The organism is Pseudomonas fluorescens Q2-87, from assembly GCF_000281895.1.
Classification (GTDB): domain Bacteria; phylum Pseudomonadota; class Gammaproteobacteria; order Pseudomonadales; family Pseudomonadaceae; genus Aquipseudomonas; species Aquipseudomonas fluorescens_S.
Window position 1 is genome coordinate 5,504,495 of record NZ_CM001558.1, and the last position, 17,010, is coordinate 5,521,504.

Genomic DNA, 17,010 nt, shown 5'->3' on the forward strand with positions numbered 1-17,010 from the left:
ACTGAATCAGCCTTGTTTTTTGGTAACAGTTTCGACGATATGCGACGGAGCTGTATTGTATTTTTTGAATTCCATAGAGTAGCTCGCGCGACCCTGAGACATGGAACGAACGTCGGTTGCGTAACCGAACATTTCACCCAACGGAACCTCGGCACGAATGACCTTGCCGGAAACCGTATCTTCCATACCCAGAATCATGCCACGACGACGGTTAAGGTCGCCCATGACATCACCCATGTAGTCTTCAGGCGTAACGACTTCTACTGCCATGATCGGCTCCAGCAACTCACCACCGCCCTTCTGGGCCAGTTGCTTGGTCGCCATGGAAGCAGCCACCTTGAACGCCATCTCGTTGGAGTCGACGTCGTGGTAAGAACCATCGAACACAGTAGCCTTCAGGCCGATCAGCGGATAACCGGCAACAACGCCGTTCTTCATCTGCTCTTCGATACCCTTCTGGATCGCCGGGATGTATTCCTTCGGAACCACACCACCCACGACCTCGTTCACGAATTGCAGACCTTCCTGACCTTCGTCAGCCGGTGCAAAACGGATCCAGCAGTGACCGAACTGGCCACGACCGCCGGATTGACGAACGAACTTACCTTCGATTTCACAGCTCTTCGTGATGCGCTCACGATAGGAAACCTGAGGCTTACCGATGTTGGCTTCGACGTTGAACTCACGGCGCATCCGGTCAACCAGGATGTCCAGGTGCAATTCGCCCATGCCGGAGATGATCGTCTGACCAGTCTCTTCATCAGTCTTGACGCGGAAAGATGGATCTTCCTGAGCAAGCTTGCCCAGAGCGATACCCATTTTTTCCTGGTCATCCTTGGTCTTTGGCTCAACGGCAACCGAAATAACCGGCTCCGGGAAGTCCATGCGAACCAGGATGATCGGCTTGTCGCCGTTGCACAAAGTCTCACCCGTGGTGACGTCCTTCATGCCGATCAAGGCCGCGATGTCACCAGCGCGTACTTCCTTGATCTCTTCGCGGGCGTTTGCGTGCATTTGCACCATACGACCCACGCGCTCTTTCTTGCCTTTTACCGAGTTGATAACACCGTCGCCGGAGTTCAACACGCCCGAATAAACACGGACAAAGGTCAAGGTACCCACGAATGGGTCGGTAGCGATCTTGAACGCCAGAGCCGAGAACGGCTCGTTGTCGTCTGCATGACGCTCCAGCTCGACGCTCTCGTCATCCGGGTCGGTACCCTTGATGGCCGGAATGTCGGTTGGCGCAGGCAGGAAGTCGATAACGGCGTCGAGAACCAGGGGAACACCCTTGTTCTTGAAGGAAGAACCGCAAACAGCCAGAACGATTTCGCCAGCGATAGTACGCTGACGCAGAGCGGCCTTGATTTCCTCGTTGGTGAGTTCTTCACCCTCGAGATACTTGTTCATCAGCTCTTCGTTGGCTTCAGCTGCTGCTTCAACCATGTTACCGCGCCATTTTTCGGCTTCTTCCAGCAACTCAGCAGGAATGTCCTTGCGAACAGGGACCATGCCCTTGTCGGCATCGTTCCAGTAGACAGCTTGCATGTTGATCAGATCGATCTGACCCTGGAAGTTGTCTTCGGAACCGATGGCCAACTGGATTGGCACCGGAGTGTGACCCAGACGCTGCTTGATCTGACCGATCACGCGCAGGAAGTTGGCACCAGCACGGTCCATCTTGTTTACGTAAACAAGACGTGGAACACCGTATTTGTTGGCCTGACGCCATACGGTTTCCGACTGAGGCTCAACACCCGAGGTGCCGCAGAACACAACGACCGCGCCGTCGAGTACGCGCAGGGAACGCTCTACTTCAATGGTGAAGTCCACGTGACCTGGGGTATCGATGACGTTGAAGCGGTGCTCATCCTTGTACTGCTTCTCAGAACCCTTCCAGAAGGCGGTAATGGCAGCGGAAGTAATGGTGATACCACGCTCCTGCTCCTGCACCATCCAGTCGGTGGTCGCGGCGCCATCATGCACCTCGCCCATCTTGTGACTTTTGCCGGTGTAAAAAAGGACGCGCTCAGTGGTGGTGGTTTTACCAGCATCCACGTGAGCAACGATACCGATGTTACGGTAGCGGTTAATCGGTGTAGTACGAGCCATAAAGCCCTCGCAAATTGAGTGACGCTAAAATTAGAAGCGGTAGTGCGAGAAAGCCTTGTTGGCTTCAGCCATACGGTGCACGTCTTCACGCTTCTTAACTGCAGCACCTTTACCTTCAGCAGCGTCCAACAGTTCGCCAGCCAAACGCAGAGCCATGGACTTCTCGCCGCGCTTGCGGGCGAAGTCTACCAACCAGCGCATTGCCAGGGCGTTACGACGGGACGGACGAACTTCGACCGGAACCTGGTAAGTAGCACCGCCTACACGGCGCGACTTCACTTCGACCAGCGGAGCGATGGCGTCGAGAGCTTTCTCGAAGATTTCCAGGGGATCGCTGTTCTTGCGTTCCTTAACTTTGTCCAGTGCGCCATAAACGATACGCTCGGCAACGGCTTTCTTGCCGCTTTCCATTACGTGGTTCATGAACTTGGCGAGAATCTGGCTTCCGTATTTCGGATCGTCCAGAATCTCACGTTTGGCTGCTACGCGACGTCTTGGCATTGATAAGCCCTCAAACGGTCTTCAGGTTAGCCCGGGACAGCAAATGCGTGCCCGACCTTACTCTTATCGACTCAATAAAATTAAAATCTGCTAAACGGCCGATTATTTCGGACGCTTGGTACCGTACTTCGAACGACCTTGGTTACGACCTTTAACGCCGGAAGTATCCAAAGAGCCGCGAACGGTGTGATAACGAACACCTGGCAAGTCTTTTACACGACCGCCGCGGATCAGTACCACGCTGTGCTCTTGCAGGTTGTGGCCTTCACCGCCGATGTACGAGGAAACCTCGAAACCGTTGGTCAGACGCACACGGCATACTTTACGCAGTGCCGAGTTAGGTTTTTTCGGCGTGGTGGTATACACACGGGTGCATACGCCACGACGTTGCGGGCAGTTCTGCAGCGCAGGCACGTCGGATTTCTCGACGATACGCTTACGCGGCTGACGTACCAGCTGGTTGATAGTTGCCATCTACTAGCTCCACTGTTGTCTTGCGACGCTATTGTCTTACAAGAAAAGCAAAATGGCAGGAACGAATTCCCGCCAAATTTAGGGGATCAAGAGTCTAAAGAGGATCTTGTCCCCAGTCAAGGCAAGGCCCCGACCTCCCCGCCCGCCGTATCTCGACAATTTGTCTCGATCCGCCGGACGGAGTGACCAGGGCCAGGCACTTATCTACCGCAGAACTCAGTTACCGCTCGAGTTCAGTGCTTCGGTCAGTGCAGCTTCCACTTCACTGGCGCTTACGCGCAACGGCTTGTCTGCATCACGACGGCGCTTACGCTCGCTGTGATAGGCCAAACCGGTACCGGCCGGGATCAGACGACCCACGACCACGTTTTCTTTCAGGCCGCGCAGGTAATCGCGCTTGCCGGTTACCGCCGCCTCGGTCAGTACACGGGTGGTTTCCTGGAAGGAAGCCGCCGAGATGAACGATTCGGTGGACAAGGACGCCTTGGTGATACCCAGCAGCACGCGAGTGAACTTGGAGACGAACTTGTCTTCGGTCGCCAGGCGCTCGTTTTCCACCAGCACGTGAGTCAGTTCCATCTGGTCGCCCTTGATGAAACTCGAGTCGCCGGATTCAGCGATCTCGACCTTACGCAGCATCTGACGCAGGATGGTCTCGATGTGCTTGTCGTTGATCTTCACGCCTTGCAGGCGGTAAACGTCCTGGATTTCGTTCACGATGTACTTGGCCAGCGCACTCACACCCAGCAGACGCAGGATGTCGTGTGGATCGCTTGGACCGTCGGAGATAACTTCGCCGCGATTTACCTGTTCGCCTTCGAAGACGTTCAGGTGACGCCACTTCGGAATCAGCTCTTCGTACGGATCGCTACCGTCGTTCGGGGTGATGACCAGACGGCGCTTGCCCTTGGTCTCTTTACCGAACGCGATGGTGCCGCTGACTTCAGCCAGAATCGAGGCTTCTTTCGGACGACGGGCTTCGAACAAGTCGGCAACACGCGGCAGACCACCGGTGATGTCGCGGGTTTTCGAAGTTTCCTGCGGGATCCGGGCGATAACATCACCGATCGCGATCCGCGCACCGTCCGCAACACCGACCAAGGCGTTGGCTGGCAGGAAGTACTGAGCGATTACGTCAGTGCCTGGCAGCAACAGGTCCTTGCCGTTGTCGTCGACCATCTTAACGGCTGGACGAATGTCCTTGCCGGCAGCTGGACGATCTTTGGCGTCGAGTACTTCAATGTTGGTCATACCGGTCAATTCGTCAGTCTGACGCTTGATCGTGATGCCTTCTTCCATGCCCACGTAGGTCACGGTACCTTTCATTTCGGTCACGATCGGGTGGGTGTGCGGATCCCACTTGGCCACGATGGCACCAGCGTCGACCTTGTCACCTTCCTTGACCGAAATCACAGCACCGTAAGGCAGCTTGTAGCGCTCGCGCTCACGACCGAAGTCATCAGCGATCGCCAGCTCACCGGAACGGGATACAGCCACCAGGTGACCGTCCACGCGTTCTACGTGCTTGAGGTTGTGCAGACGGACAGTACCGCCGTTCTTCACCTGGACGCTGTCGGCTGCCGAGGTCCGGCTTGCCGCACCACCGATGTGGAACGTACGCATCGTCAGCTGGGTACCCGGCTCACCGATGGACTGGGCAGCGATAACGCCGACCGCTTCACCGATGTTCACCTGGTGACCACGAGCCAGGTCGCGACCGTAACACTTGGCGCAGATGCCGTAGCGGGTTTCGCAGCTGATCGGCGAGCGTACGATCACTTCGTCGATGCTGTTGAGTTCGATGAACTCGACCCACTTCTCGTCAACCAAGGTGCCAGCAGGAACGATCACGTCCTCGGTACCTGGCTTGAATACATCACGGGCAATGACACGACCCAATACGCGCTCACCCAGTGGCTCTACAACGTCACCGCCTTCAATGTGCGGAGTCATCAGCAGGCCATGCTCGGTGCCGCAATCGATCTCGGTCACGACCAGATCCTGGGCAACGTCTACCAGACGACGAGTCAGGTAACCGGAGTTCGCGGTTTTCAACGCGGTATCCGCAAGACCCTTACGAGCACCGTGAGTGGAGATGAAGTACTGAAGTACGCTCAAGCCTTCACGGAAGTTCGCAGTAATCGGGGTCTCGATGATGGAGCCGTCCGGCTTGGCCATCAGGCCACGCATACCGGCGAGCTGACGGATCTGCGCAGCAGAACCCCGTGCGCCCGAGTCGGCCATCATGTACATCGAGTTGAAGGATTCCTGGTCGACTTCATTGCCATGACGGTCGATGACTTTCTCTTTCGAGAGGTTGGCCATCATCGCCTTGGAAACTTCGTCGTTCGCCTTGGACCAGAGGTCGATCACCTTGTTGTACTTCTCGCCCTGGGTTACCAGGCCGGAAGCGTATTGGCTTTCGATCTCTTTCACTTCTTCGGTGGCAGCACCGATGATGCGGGCTTTTTCATCCGGGATAACGAAGTCGTTAACGCCGATGGAAACGCCGGAGATGGTCGAATAGGCAAAACCGGTGTACATCAACTGGTCAGCGAAGATAACGGTCTCTTTCAGACCCACCACGCGGTAGCACTGGTTGATCAGCTTGGAGATCGCCTTTTTCTTCATCGGCAGGTTGACGACGTCGTAGGACAGGCCTTTTGGCACAACCTGGAACAACAGCGCACGGCCGACGGTGGTGTCGACGATACGGGTGTTGGTCACGCTGCCACCATCACGATCGTTAACGGTTTCGTTGATCCGCACCTTGACCTTGGCGTGCAGTGCGGCTTCGCCGGCACGGAACACACGGTCAACTTCTTGCAGATCCGCGAACACACGACCTTCGCCCTTGGCGTTGATCGCTTCACGAGTCATGTAGTACAGACCCAATACAACGTCCTGCGACGGAACGATGATTGGCTCACCGTTGGCTGGCGACAGGATGTTGTTGGTCGACATCATCAACGCACGCGCTTCGAGCTGGGCTTCCAGCGTCAGCGGTACGTGCACGGCCATTTGGTCGCCGTCGAAGTCGGCGTTGTACGCAGCACAGACCAACGGGTGCAGCTGGATAGCCTTACCTTCGATCAGTACCGGTTCAAACGCCTGGATACCCAGACGGTGAAGGGTCGGTGCACGGTTGAGCAATACGGGGTGTTCGCGAATCACTTCAGCGAGAACGTCCCAGACCTCTGGCAGCTCGCGCTCGACCATCTTCTTGGCGGCTTTGATGGTGGTAGCGAGACCACGCATTTCCAGCTTGCCGAAAATGAACGGCTTGAACAGCTCCAAGGCCATTTTCTTAGGCAGACCGCACTGATGCAGACGCAGGGTCGGGCCTACGGTAATTACCGAACGACCAGAGTAGTCAACACGCTTACCGAGCAAGTTCTGACGGAAACGACCCTGCTTACCCTTGATCATGTCAGCCAGGGATTTCAGAGGACGCTTGTTGGAACCGGTGATAGCGCGGCCACGACGACCGTTGTCGAGCAGTGCATCGACAGCTTCCTGCAACATACGCTTTTCGTTGCGCACGATGATGTCCGGAGCGGACAAGTCGAGCAGGCGCTTCAAGCGGTTGTTACGGTTGATCACCCGACGATACAGATCGTTGAGGTCGGAGGTCGCAAAACGACCGCCATCAAGCGGAACCAGTGGACGCAGGTCTGGCGGCAGAACCGGCAGAACGGTCAGCACCATCCACTCTGGCAGGTTGCCGGAACCCTGGAAGGCTTCCATCAACTTCAGACGCTTGGACAGCTTCTTGATCTTGGTTTCGGAGTTGGTTTGCGGAATCTCTTCGCGCAGACGGCCAATCTCGTGCTCCAGGTCGATCGCGTGCAGCAGCTCGCGGACAGCTTCGGCACCCATGCGGGCATCGAAATCGTCGCCGAACTCTTCCAGCGCTTCGAAGTACTGCTCGTCGTTCAGCAGCTGACCTTTTTCAAGGGTGGTCATGCCTGGATCGATAACGACATAGCTCTCGAAGTAGAGAACGCGTTCGATATCACGCAGGGTCATATCCATCAGCAGGCCGATACGGGACGGCAGCGATTTCAGGAACCAGATGTGGGCAACTGGCGAGGCCAGTTCGATGTGCGCCATGCGCTCACGACGAACTTTTGCCAGCGCGACTTCAACGCCGCACTTCTCGCAGATCACACCACGGTGCTTCAAGCGCTTGTACTTACCGCACAGGCACTCGTAATCCTTGACCGGGCCAAAGATCTTGGCGCAGAACAGGCCGTCACGCTCAGGTTTGAACGTACGGTAGTTGATGGTTTCCGGCTTTTTAACTTCACCGAACGACCACGAACGGATCATCTCAGGCGAGGCCAATCCGATACGGATGGCGTCGAACTCTTCGACTTGACCCTGGTTTTTCAGCAAATTCAGTAGGTCTTTCAAGGCCTTTCCTCCTGGCGGAGCAGAGAGCGGGCCAAACAGCCCCGCTCTCGATTCGCGTCACGTGTTATTCGGTTTCCAGATCGATATCGATGCCGAGGGAACGAATTTCCTTGATCAACACGTTGAAGGACTCGGGCATGCCCGGCTCCATACGGTGATCGCCATCCACGATGTTCTTGTACATCTTGGTCCGGCCGTTCACATCGTCCGACTTCACTGTGAGCATTTCTTGCAGAGTGTATGCAGCACCGTACGCTTCCAGTGCCCAGACCTCCATCTCCCCGAAACGCTGACCACCGAACTGCGCCTTACCACCCAGCGGCTGCTGGGTAACCAGGCTGTAAGAACCGGTAGAACGAGCGTGCATCTTGTCGTCTACCAAGTGGTTCAGCTTCAGCATGTACATGTAGCCAACGGTAACCGGACGCTCGAACTTGTTGCCGGTACGGCCGTCGAACAGCTGCATCTGGCCGCTTTCCGGCAGGTCTGCCAGTTTCAGCATGGCCTTGATTTCGCTTTCCTTGGCACCGTCGAACACCGGAGTAGCCATTGGAACGCCACCGCGCAGGTTCTTCGCCAGATCCAGGATTTCCTGGTCGGAGAAGGTGTCCAGCTCTTCGTTGCGTCCGCCGATCTCGTTGTAGATCTCGTGCAGGAACTTACGCAGGTCAGCAACCTTGCGCTGCTCTTCGATCATACGGTTGATCTTCTCGCCCAGCCCCTTGGCCGCGAGGCCCAGGTGGGTTTCAAGGATCTGACCGACGTTCATACGCGAAGGTACGCCCAACGGGTTGAGGACTACATCGACCGGGGTGCCATTGGCATCGTGCGGCATGTCTTCAACCGGCATGATCACGGAGACCACACCCTTGTTACCGTGACGACCGGCCATCTTGTCGCCCGGCTGGATGCGACGACGGATTGCCAGGTAAACCTTGACGATTTTCAGCACGCCTGGAGCCAGGTCATCGCCCTGCTGCAGTTTGCGCTTCTTATCTTCGAACTTGTCGTCCAGCAGACGGCGGCGATCAACGATATAGGCCTGCGCCTTCTCGAGCTGCTCGTTGAGAGCATCTTCAGCCATGCGCAGTTTGAACCACTGACCATGCTCAAGACCGTCGAGAACTTCGTCGGTGATTTCCTGACCTTTCTTAAGGCCGGCGCCGCCTTCGGCTTTGTGGCCGACCAGAGCGGAGCGCAGACGCTCGAAAGTTGCGCCTTCGACGATACGGAACTCTTCGTTCAGGTCCTTGCGGATCTCGTCGAGTTGAGTCTTCTCGATGGACAGTGCACGAGCGTCACGCTCTACGCCGTCACGGGTGAAGACTTGTACGTCGATGACAGTACCCTTGGTGCCGGTAGGCACGCGCAGGGAGGTGTCTTTAACGTCGCTGGCTTTTTCACCGAAGATGGCACGCAGCAGTTTTTCTTCCGGAGTCAGCTGGGTCTCGCCTTTCGGAGTGACCTTGCCCACCAGGATGTCGCCTGCGCCTACTTCAGCACCTACGTAAACGATACCGGCTTCGTCCAGCTTGTTCAGTGCGGCTTCGCCCACGTTCGGGATGTCCGCAGTGATTTCTTCTGGGCCAAGCTTGGTGTCACGGGCCACACAGGTCAGTTCCTGGATGTGGATCGTGGTGAAGCGGTCTTCCTGAACCACACGCTCGGACAGGCAGATGGAGTCTTCGAAGTTGAAGCCGTTCCATGCCATGAACGCGATGCGCATGTTCTGACCCAGCGCCAGTTCACCCATATCGGTGGACGGGCCGTCGGCCATGATGTCGCTGCGCTGAACCCGATCACCCTTGCTTACCAGCGGACGCTGGTTGATGCAGGTGTTCTGGTTGGAGCGGGTGTATTTGGTCAGGTTGTAGATGTCGACACCGGCTTCGCCAGTTTCAACTTCGTCATCGGCAACACGAACCACGATACGGCTGGCGTCGACGGAATCGATCACACCACCACGACGAGCCACGACGCAAACGCCGGAGTCACGGGCAACGTTACGCTCCATGCCGGTACCTACCAGCGGCTTGTCGGCACGCAGGGTCGGTACAGCTTGACGCTGCATGTTCGAACCCATCAAGGCACGGTTGGCGTCGTCGTGTTCGAGGAACGGGATCAACGACGCTGCAACCGAAACTACCTGCTTCGGCGATACGTCCATCAAGGTGACGTCTTCCGGCGCCTTGACGGTGAACTCGTTCAAGTGACGAACAGCCACCAACTCGTCGATCAGGACTTTCTTGTCGTTCATCGTGGCCGAAGCCTGGGCGATCACGTGATCAGCTTCTTCGATGGCAGACAGGAATACGATCTCGTCGGTGACCAAGGCGTCTTTCACCACGCGGTACGGGCTTTCGAGGAAGCCGTACTGGTTGGTGCGCGCATAGGCAGCCAGGGAGTTGATCAGACCGATGTTCGGACCTTCCGGCGTTTCAATCGGGCATACACGACCGTAGTGAGTCGGGTGTACGTCACGGACTTCGAAGCCTGCACGCTCACGGGTCAAACCACCTGGGCCGAGTGCGGAGACACGACGCTTGTGGGTGATCTCGGACAACGGGTTGTTCTGGTCCATGAACTGGGACAGCTGGCTCGAACCGAAGAACTCCTTCACCGCCGCAGCCACAGGCTTGGCGTTGATCAAGTCTTGCGGCATCAGGCCTTCGCTTTCAGCCATCGACAGACGTTCCTTGACCGCACGCTCTACGCGCACCAGACCAACACGGAACTGGTTCTCGGCCATTTCGCCTACGCAACGAACACGACGGTTACCAAGGTGGTCGATGTCATCGACGATGCCCTTGCCGTTACGGATGTCGACCAGGGTCTTGAGGACCGCAACGATGTCATCCTTGTTCAGTACGCCCGAACCTTCGATCTCGGTACGACCGATACGACGGTTGAACTTCATCCGGCCGACCGCAGACAGGTCATAGCGCTCAGGGCTGAAGAACAGGTTGTTGAACAGCGTCTCGGCTGCATCCTTGGTTGGCGGCTCGCCAGGACGCATCATGCGATAGATTTCGACCAAGGCTTCCAGTTGGTTGCCGGTGGAGTCGATCTTCAGCGTGTCGGAGATGAACGGACCGCAGTCGATATCATTGGTGTACAGGGTTTCAATACGCACAACCTGAGCCTTGACGATTTTCGCCAGGATCTCGGTGGTCAGTTCGGTATTGCACTCTGCAAGGATTTCACCGGTGGCTGGGTGCACGATGACCTTCGCGGTGGTACGACCCAACACGTAGTCAATCGGTACCTGCAGTTCCTTGATACCGGCTTTTTCCAGCTGGTTGATATGGCGGGCAGTGATACGACGACCCTGCTCGACAATAACCTTGCCTTTGTCATCCTGGATATCGAGGACAGCGATTTCACCGCGCAGGCGCTGAGGCACCAGCTCCAGGCTGAGGCTCTCGCCCTGCACATGGAATACGTTGGTGGTGTAGAACGCGTCCAGCACTTCCTCGGTGGTATAGCCGAGCGCGCGAAGCAGTACCGATGCTGGCAGCTTGCGGCGACGGTCGATACGCACGAACACGCAGTCTTTCGGGTCGAACTCGAAGTCCAACCACGAACCGCGGTAAGGAATGATGCGCGCGGAGTAAAGCAGTTTGCCGGAGCTGTGCGTCTTGCCACGGTCGTGGTCGAAGAACACGCCCGGAGAACGGTGCAGCTGGGAAACGATTACACGCTCGGTACCGTTGATTACGAAGGTACCGTTTTCAGTCATCAGGGGGATTTCACCCATGTAGACTTCTTGCTCTTTGATGTCCTTGATCGCTTTGTTCGACGATTCTTTGTCGAAAATGATCAGGCGCACTTTCACCCGCAAAGGTACGGCGTAAGTTACACCGCGCAATACGCATTCTTTGACATCAAATGCCGGCTCGCCCAGGCGATAACCGACGTACTCCAGCGCAGCATTGCCGGAGTAGCTGATGATCGGGAAAACGGATTTGAAGGCCGCATGCAGGCCCACGTCGCGGAACTGATCTTTAGTCGCTCCCGCTTGCAAGAATTCACGATACGAATCCAGCTGGATGGCCAGGAGGTACGGCACATCCATGACGTCCGGCAACTTGCTAAAGTCCTTGCGGATACGTTTTTTCTCAGTATATGAGTAAGCCATCAGCGTTCCCCAGCTTGGTCACCTGCTTGTTTGGCCCCTCCCGACGGGAGCAGCCAGAAAATCGTGCAAACCCCATGGTTTGCGCCACCGCATCGGGTGGTTACAGCTCGTTATCGGCACCGACCCAGTCGGCTGGCAATAACGGAAAAAGGCCGGTGGCAAGAGCCACCAGCCATCAGCCTTTCGCTTAACGCTCGGGCTGGAGACGCAAAGTCGATGCTTACTTCAGCTCGACTTTAGCGCCTGCTTCTTCCAGAACAGCTTTGGCTTTGTCAGCTGCGTCTTTGGCAACAGCTTCCAGAACCATGGCAGGAGCGCCGTCAACTACAGCCTTGGCTTCTTTCAGGCCCAGACCGGTCAGTTCACGTACTGCCTTGATCACGTTAACTTTCTTCTCGCCAGCTTCGGTCAGCATGACGTTGAATTCAGTTTGCTCTTCAGCAACGGCAGCAACAGCAGCTGGACCAGCGGAAGCGGCAGCAGCGGTAACACCGAATTTTTCTTCGAAAGCTTTGATCAGCTCAACAACTTCCATTACGGACATGTTGCCAACGGCTTCGAGGATATCGTTTTGAGAGATAGACATGACTCTAAATTCCTGGATTGGGGGACGGCCTACGCGACCATCGAAATAAACAAAAAACGCGAAAAGGAGTGACGAGCCTTAGGCTGCGGCAGCTTCTTTCTGGTCGCGCAGTGCCGCCAGAGTACGAGCCAATTTGCTGGTTGCGCCTTGAATCACGCTCATCAGCTGAGAAATTGCTTCGTCACGGGTCGGCAGAGTTGCCAATACGTCGATCTGGTTAGCTGCGAGGTACTTGCCCTCGAACGCAGCTGCCTTAATCTCGAACTTGTCCTGACCTTTGGCGAATTCCTTGAACAAACGGGCAGCAGCGCCAGGATGTTGGGTGGAGAACGCGATCAAGGTCGGGCCGGTGAACACGTCGTTGAGGACACTGTATTCAGTGTCAGCAACAGCGCGCTTGAGCAAGGTGTTACGTACAACACGTACGTAAACGCCAGCTTCACGAGCCTCTTTACGGAGTCCGGTCATTGCGCCTACTGTTACGCCACGGGCATCAGCCACGACAGCGGACAGAGCAGCTTTGGCAGCCTCGTTGACTTCAGCGACGATGGCCTTCTTGTCTTCGAGTTTAATTGCCACGGGTTTAACTCCTGCTTGTTACCGTTTCATCCGGTCGAAACCGAATGTCGTTTTGGTGTCTGATTCGGTAAGGAACCGGGAGCACCATCTGCGTAGGCTTGTGGTTTAAGACTTGCGTCGCCTACGGTCTTGGACAGCCCCCGCCAGGCAGGGACCCCAATTTTTCGATTGGCACAATTGCTTGCGCCAACCTGAGTCTTACGCGTCGAGCGAGCTCTGATCGATGACCAGACCTGGGCCCATAGTGGTGCTCAGGGTAACGCGCTTGACGTAGATGCCTTTCGAAGAAGCTGGTTTGATACGCTTCAGATCAGCGATCAGGGCTTCAACGTTTTCTTTCAGCTTGACGGCGTCGAAGCCAATCTTGCCTACGGAAGTGTGGATGATGCCGTTTTTGTCGGTGCGATAACGAACCTGACCAGCTTTGGCGTTTTTAACCGCGGTAGCTACGTCTGGCGTTACGGTGCCAACCTTAGGGTTAGGCATCAGGCCACGTGGACCGAGGATCTGACCCAACTGACCCACAACGCGCATGGCATCCGGGGATGCGATTACTACGTCATAGTTCAGGTCGCCGCCTTTCATTTCAGCAGCCAGGTCGTCCATGCCTACGCGGTCAGCGCCGGCAGCCAAAGCTGCTTCAGCAGCCGGGCCTTGGGTGAAGACGGCAACACGTACGGTCTTGCCAGTGCCGTGAGGCAGCACGGTGGCGCTACGAACGACCTGGTCGGATTTACGTGGGTCAACGCCCAGGTTTACAGCAACGTCGAACGACTCGCTGAACTTGACAGTCGACAGCTCAGCCAGCAGAGCGGCGGCGTCTACAAAGTTGTAGGCCTTGCCTGCTTCGATTTTGCCGGCGATAGCCTTTTGACGCTTGGTCAGCTTAGCCATTACACACCCTCCACGTTAAGGCCCATGCTACGAGCAGAACCGGCGATAGTACGCACGGCTGCATCCATATCAGCTGCAGTCAGATCCGCGTTTTTGGTTTTCGCGATTTCTTCCAGCTGAGCACGGGTAACGGTGCCAACCTTAACGGTGTTTGGACGAGCGGAACCGCTGGTCAAACCTGCAGCCTTCTTCAGCAGAACCGAAGCAGGGGTGCTTTTTGTTTCGAAGGTGAAGCTACGGTCGCTGTAGACAGTGATGATCACTGGAGTCGGCAGACCTGGCTCAAGACCCTGAGTACGGGCGTTGAAGGCCTTGCAGAATTCCATGATGTTCACGCCGTGCTGACCCAGTGCAGGACCAACGGGTGGGCTTGGGTTAGCCTGAGCGGCCTTCACTTGCAGCTTGATGTAAGCGGTAATTTTCTTGGCCATGAGGCACTCCAATTACGGGTTCGAACGCCTCGAAAGGCTCCCCGGTTACTTGCGCGTTTATCCCAGTGACGACAAAACCCCACAGCCTAGGGCTGCGGGGTTGGGATGCCTGCTCAATCAGACCTTTTCGACCTGACTGAACTCTAGCTCTACCGGAGTAGAGCGACCGAAAATGAGCACTGCCACTTGGATCCGGCTCTTTTCGTAGTTAACTTCTTCAACCGTGCCATTGAAATCAGCGAATGGACCGTCGGTGACACGTACCACTTCACCCGGCTCAAACAATGTCTTAGGCTTCGGCTTGTCGCTACCATCAGCAACACGACGCAGAATCGCTTCTGCCTCTTTATCCGTAATCGGCGCAGGCTTATCGGCGGTACCGCCAATGAAACCCATCACCCGAGGGGTATCCTTGACCAAGTGCCAAGTCCCTTCGTTCATGTCCATCTGTACCAGCACGTAGCCCGGAAAGAACTTGCGTTCACTTTTGCGCTTCTGGCCATTACGCATCTCAACCACTTCTTCAGTGGGGACCAGAATCTCGCCAAAGCCATCTTCCATGCCAGCCAGCTTTACGCGCTCTACCAGCGAGCGCATGACATGCTTCTCGTAACCCGAGTAAGCATGCACAACGTACCAACGCTTAGCCACGGGACACCCTTAGCCAACAATCAAGGAAACAAGCCAGCCGAGCAGGGAATCGAGCCCCCACAACAGCAACGCCATTACCAGAACAACAGCCACAACGATCAACGTGGTCTGCGTGGTTTCTTGGCGAGTCGGCCATACGACTTTACGAATCTCGGTGCGAGCTTCCTTAGCGAGTACAAAGAAAGACTTGCCCTTCGCCGTTTGCAAGCCTACAAAGGCAGCAACGGCAGCAATGGCGAGCAATGCAAGCACGCGGTACAGGATCGGCGAAGCAGAGTAATACTGATTGCCAACAACGCCAACAACCACCAAAGCGACTACCACTAGCCACTTGAGCAGATCGAAGCGAGAGCCTTGAGCTTCAGCTTTAGGAGTCATCTATGAAGATCCTGTGAAAAGAAAGCCAGACACACCGAGTGAATCTGGCAGGTCAGGAGGGAATCGAACCCCCAACCTACGGTTTTGGAGACCGTCGCTCTGCCAATTGAGCTACTGACCTAAAACAAAATCAGGCCGACCATTATGCCGGCCCGAAAAAGACATTACAACTGTTTACTCGATGACTTTGGCCACGACGCCAGCGCCGACGGTACGACCGCCTTCACGGATAGCGAAACGCAGGCCATCTTCCATCGCAATAGTCTTGATCAGGGTAACAGTCATCTGAATGTTATCACCTGGCATTACCATTTCTACGCCTTCTGGCAACTCGCAGTTACCGGTCACGTCAGTCGTACGGAAGTAGAACTGTGGACGGTAGCCTTTGAAGAACGGAGTGTGACGACCGCCCTCTTCCTTGCTCAGAACGTAAACTTCTGCGGTGAACTTGGTGTGCGGCTTGACAGTGCCCGGCTTGACCAGGACCTGACCACGCTCAACATCGTCACGCTTGGTACCACGCAGCAACACGCCGCAGTTCTCGCCAGCACGACCTTCGTCGAGCAGCTTGCGGAACATCTCAACGCCAGTGCAGGTCGTTTTCTGAGTATCACGCAGGCCAACGATTTCAACTTCTTCCTGGATACGAACGATGCCACGCTCAACACGACCAGTCACAACAGTCCCACGACCAGAGATCGAGAATACATCTTCGATTGGCATCAGGAACGGCTTGTCGATAGCACGCTCCGGCTCTGGAATGTAGCTATCCAGAGTTTCCACCAACTTTTTGACAGCAGTGGTACCCATCTCGTTGTCGTCTTGGCCATTCAGAGCCATCAGAGCCGAACCGATGATGATCGGAGTGTCGTCACCTGGGAAGTCGTAAGTGCTCAGCAGATCGCGCACTTCCATCTCAACCAGCTCCAGCAGCTCGGCGTCATCAACCATGTCAGCCTTGTTCAGGAAGACAACGATGTACGGAACGCCTACCTGACGGGACAGCAGGATGTGTTCACGGGTCTGAGGCATCGGACCATCGGCAGCCGAGCAAACCAGGATAGCGCCGTCCATCTGGGCAGCACCGGTAATCATGTTCTTCACGTAGTCAGCGTGACCCGGGCAGTCAACGTGTGCGTAGTGACGCACGGCCGAATCATACTCAACGTGAGCTGTGTTAATGGTGATACCGCGAGCTTTCTCTTCCGGGGCGCTGTCGATCTTGTCGAAGTCAACCTTGGCCGAACCGAACACCTCGGAGCAGACGCGGGTCAGAGCAGCAGTCAGCGTGGTTTTACCATGATCTACGTGACCAATGGTGCCTACGTTGACGTGCGGCTTGTTACGTTCGAACTTTTCCTTAGCCATCGAAATCACCCCCAGGAGAAGAATTTAGCGAGTCATATCAGCCATTAAAACAAAGGCAGATATTTGCATATCTGCCTTGTTATATGGAGCTCTTGAGCGGATTTGAACCGCTGACCTCACCCTTACCAAGGGTGTGCTCTACCAACTGAGCTACAAGAGCGAAACACCTTGCACAACCTGCAAACTTGGAGCGGGTAGCGGGAATCGAACCCGCATCATCAGCTTGGAAGGCTGAGGTTCTACCACTAAACTATACCCGCGGAGCTTGCAGCTCACGCTAAAAATGGTGGAGGGGGAAGGATTCGAACCTTCGAAGTCGTAGACGTCAGATTTACAGTCTGATCCCTTTGGCCGCTCGGGAACCCCTCCTAAGCGAGCCGGCATTCTATATTATGCCAGCCTTCTGTCAAGCATTTTCTCATTAAAAACCTGAGGTTAGCTGCGTTGACTACGCTTTGCACCGTTAGCCCTTTAAGGCCTTC

12 protein-coding genes and 4 tRNA genes are annotated in these 17,010 nt (G+C 55.8%); all 16 read right to left on the reverse strand.

Annotated elements, in window-relative coordinates:
* Nucleotides 1–6 precede the first annotated feature (6 nt).
* On the reverse strand, nt 7–2,112 hold the full coding sequence (fusA, locus tag PFLQ2_RS03545) for an elongation factor G (RefSeq protein ID WP_003186073.1): 2,106 nt from the start codon (nt 2,110–2,112) through the stop codon (nt 7–9).
* A 30-nt stretch (nt 2,113–2,142) separates the two neighbouring features.
* Entirely contained in the window at nt 2,143–2,613 is a 471-nt protein-coding gene (gene rpsG / locus PFLQ2_RS03540; RefSeq protein WP_003186074.1) for a 30S ribosomal protein S7, read from the reverse strand.
* A gap of 102 nt (nt 2,614–2,715) precedes the next feature.
* A complete protein-coding gene (gene rpsL / locus PFLQ2_RS03535; RefSeq protein ID WP_003186084.1) occupies nt 2,716–3,087 on the reverse strand; it encodes a 30S ribosomal protein S12 in 372 nt (123 codons plus the stop codon).
* 216 nt (nt 3,088–3,303) lie between these two features.
* Nucleotides 3,304–7,503, reverse strand: a complete 4,200-nt coding sequence (rpoC, locus tag PFLQ2_RS03530; RefSeq protein WP_003186086.1) for a DNA-directed RNA polymerase subunit beta' — start codon at nt 7,501–7,503, stop codon at nt 3,304–3,306.
* A 64-nt stretch (nt 7,504–7,567) separates the two neighbouring features.
* Nucleotides 7,568–11,641 (reverse strand): DNA-directed RNA polymerase subunit beta, encoded by a 4,074-nt coding sequence (rpoB, locus tag PFLQ2_RS03525; protein ID WP_003186088.1) that lies wholly within the window; start codon nt 11,639–11,641, stop codon nt 7,568–7,570.
* A gap of 220 nt (nt 11,642–11,861) precedes the next feature.
* Nucleotides 11,862–12,227, reverse strand: coding sequence for a 50S ribosomal protein L7/L12 (gene rplL / locus PFLQ2_RS03520; RefSeq protein WP_003186090.1), 366 nt, complete (start codon nt 12,225–12,227; stop codon nt 11,862–11,864).
* 78 nt (nt 12,228–12,305) lie between these two features.
* The gene (rplJ, locus tag PFLQ2_RS03515; RefSeq protein ID WP_003186092.1) at nt 12,306–12,806 is read right to left on the reverse strand and encodes a 50S ribosomal protein L10; all 501 of its coding nucleotides are present in this window, start codon (nt 12,804–12,806) and stop codon (nt 12,306–12,308) included.
* Nucleotides 12,807–13,004: 198 nt separating this feature from the next.
* Nucleotides 13,005–13,700: a 50S ribosomal protein L1 gene (gene rplA, locus PFLQ2_RS03510; RefSeq protein ID WP_003186095.1), complete on the reverse strand. Its 696-nt coding sequence runs from the start codon at nt 13,698–13,700 to the stop codon at nt 13,005–13,007.
* Nucleotides 13,700–14,131 carry a 50S ribosomal protein L11 gene (rplK, locus tag PFLQ2_RS03505; protein ID WP_003176435.1) on the reverse strand — a complete coding sequence of 144 codons (432 nt, stop codon included), beginning with the start codon at nt 14,129–14,131 and terminating at the stop codon, nt 13,700–13,702. Before rplK ends, rplA begins: the two co-directional genes overlap by 1 nt.
* Nucleotides 14,132–14,248: 117 nt before the next feature.
* Nucleotides 14,249–14,782, reverse strand: a complete 534-nt coding sequence (gene nusG, locus PFLQ2_RS03500; RefSeq protein ID WP_003186097.1) for a transcription termination/antitermination protein NusG — start codon at nt 14,780–14,782, stop codon at nt 14,249–14,251.
* Between the two features lie 9 nt (nt 14,783–14,791).
* Nucleotides 14,792–15,160 (reverse strand): preprotein translocase subunit SecE, encoded by a 369-nt coding sequence (gene secE / locus PFLQ2_RS03495; protein WP_003186101.1) that lies wholly within the window; start codon nt 15,158–15,160, stop codon nt 14,792–14,794.
* A 45-nt stretch (nt 15,161–15,205) separates the two neighbouring features.
* Nucleotides 15,206–15,281: transfer RNA gene (locus tag PFLQ2_RS03490), tRNA-Trp, on the reverse strand.
* A gap of 53 nt (nt 15,282–15,334) precedes the next feature.
* The gene (tuf, locus tag PFLQ2_RS03485) at nt 15,335–16,528 is read right to left on the reverse strand and encodes an elongation factor Tu (RefSeq protein ID WP_003186103.1); all 1,194 of its coding nucleotides are present in this window, start codon (nt 16,526–16,528) and stop codon (nt 15,335–15,337) included.
* A gap of 84 nt (nt 16,529–16,612) precedes the next feature.
* Nucleotides 16,613–16,688, reverse strand: a tRNA-Thr gene (locus tag PFLQ2_RS03480).
* Between the two features lie 26 nt (nt 16,689–16,714).
* Nucleotides 16,715–16,788: transfer RNA gene (locus PFLQ2_RS03475), tRNA-Gly, on the reverse strand.
* 24 nt (nt 16,789–16,812) lie between these two features.
* Nucleotides 16,813–16,897: transfer RNA gene (locus PFLQ2_RS03470), tRNA-Tyr, on the reverse strand.
* Between the last annotated feature and the right edge of the window lie 113 nt (nt 16,898–17,010).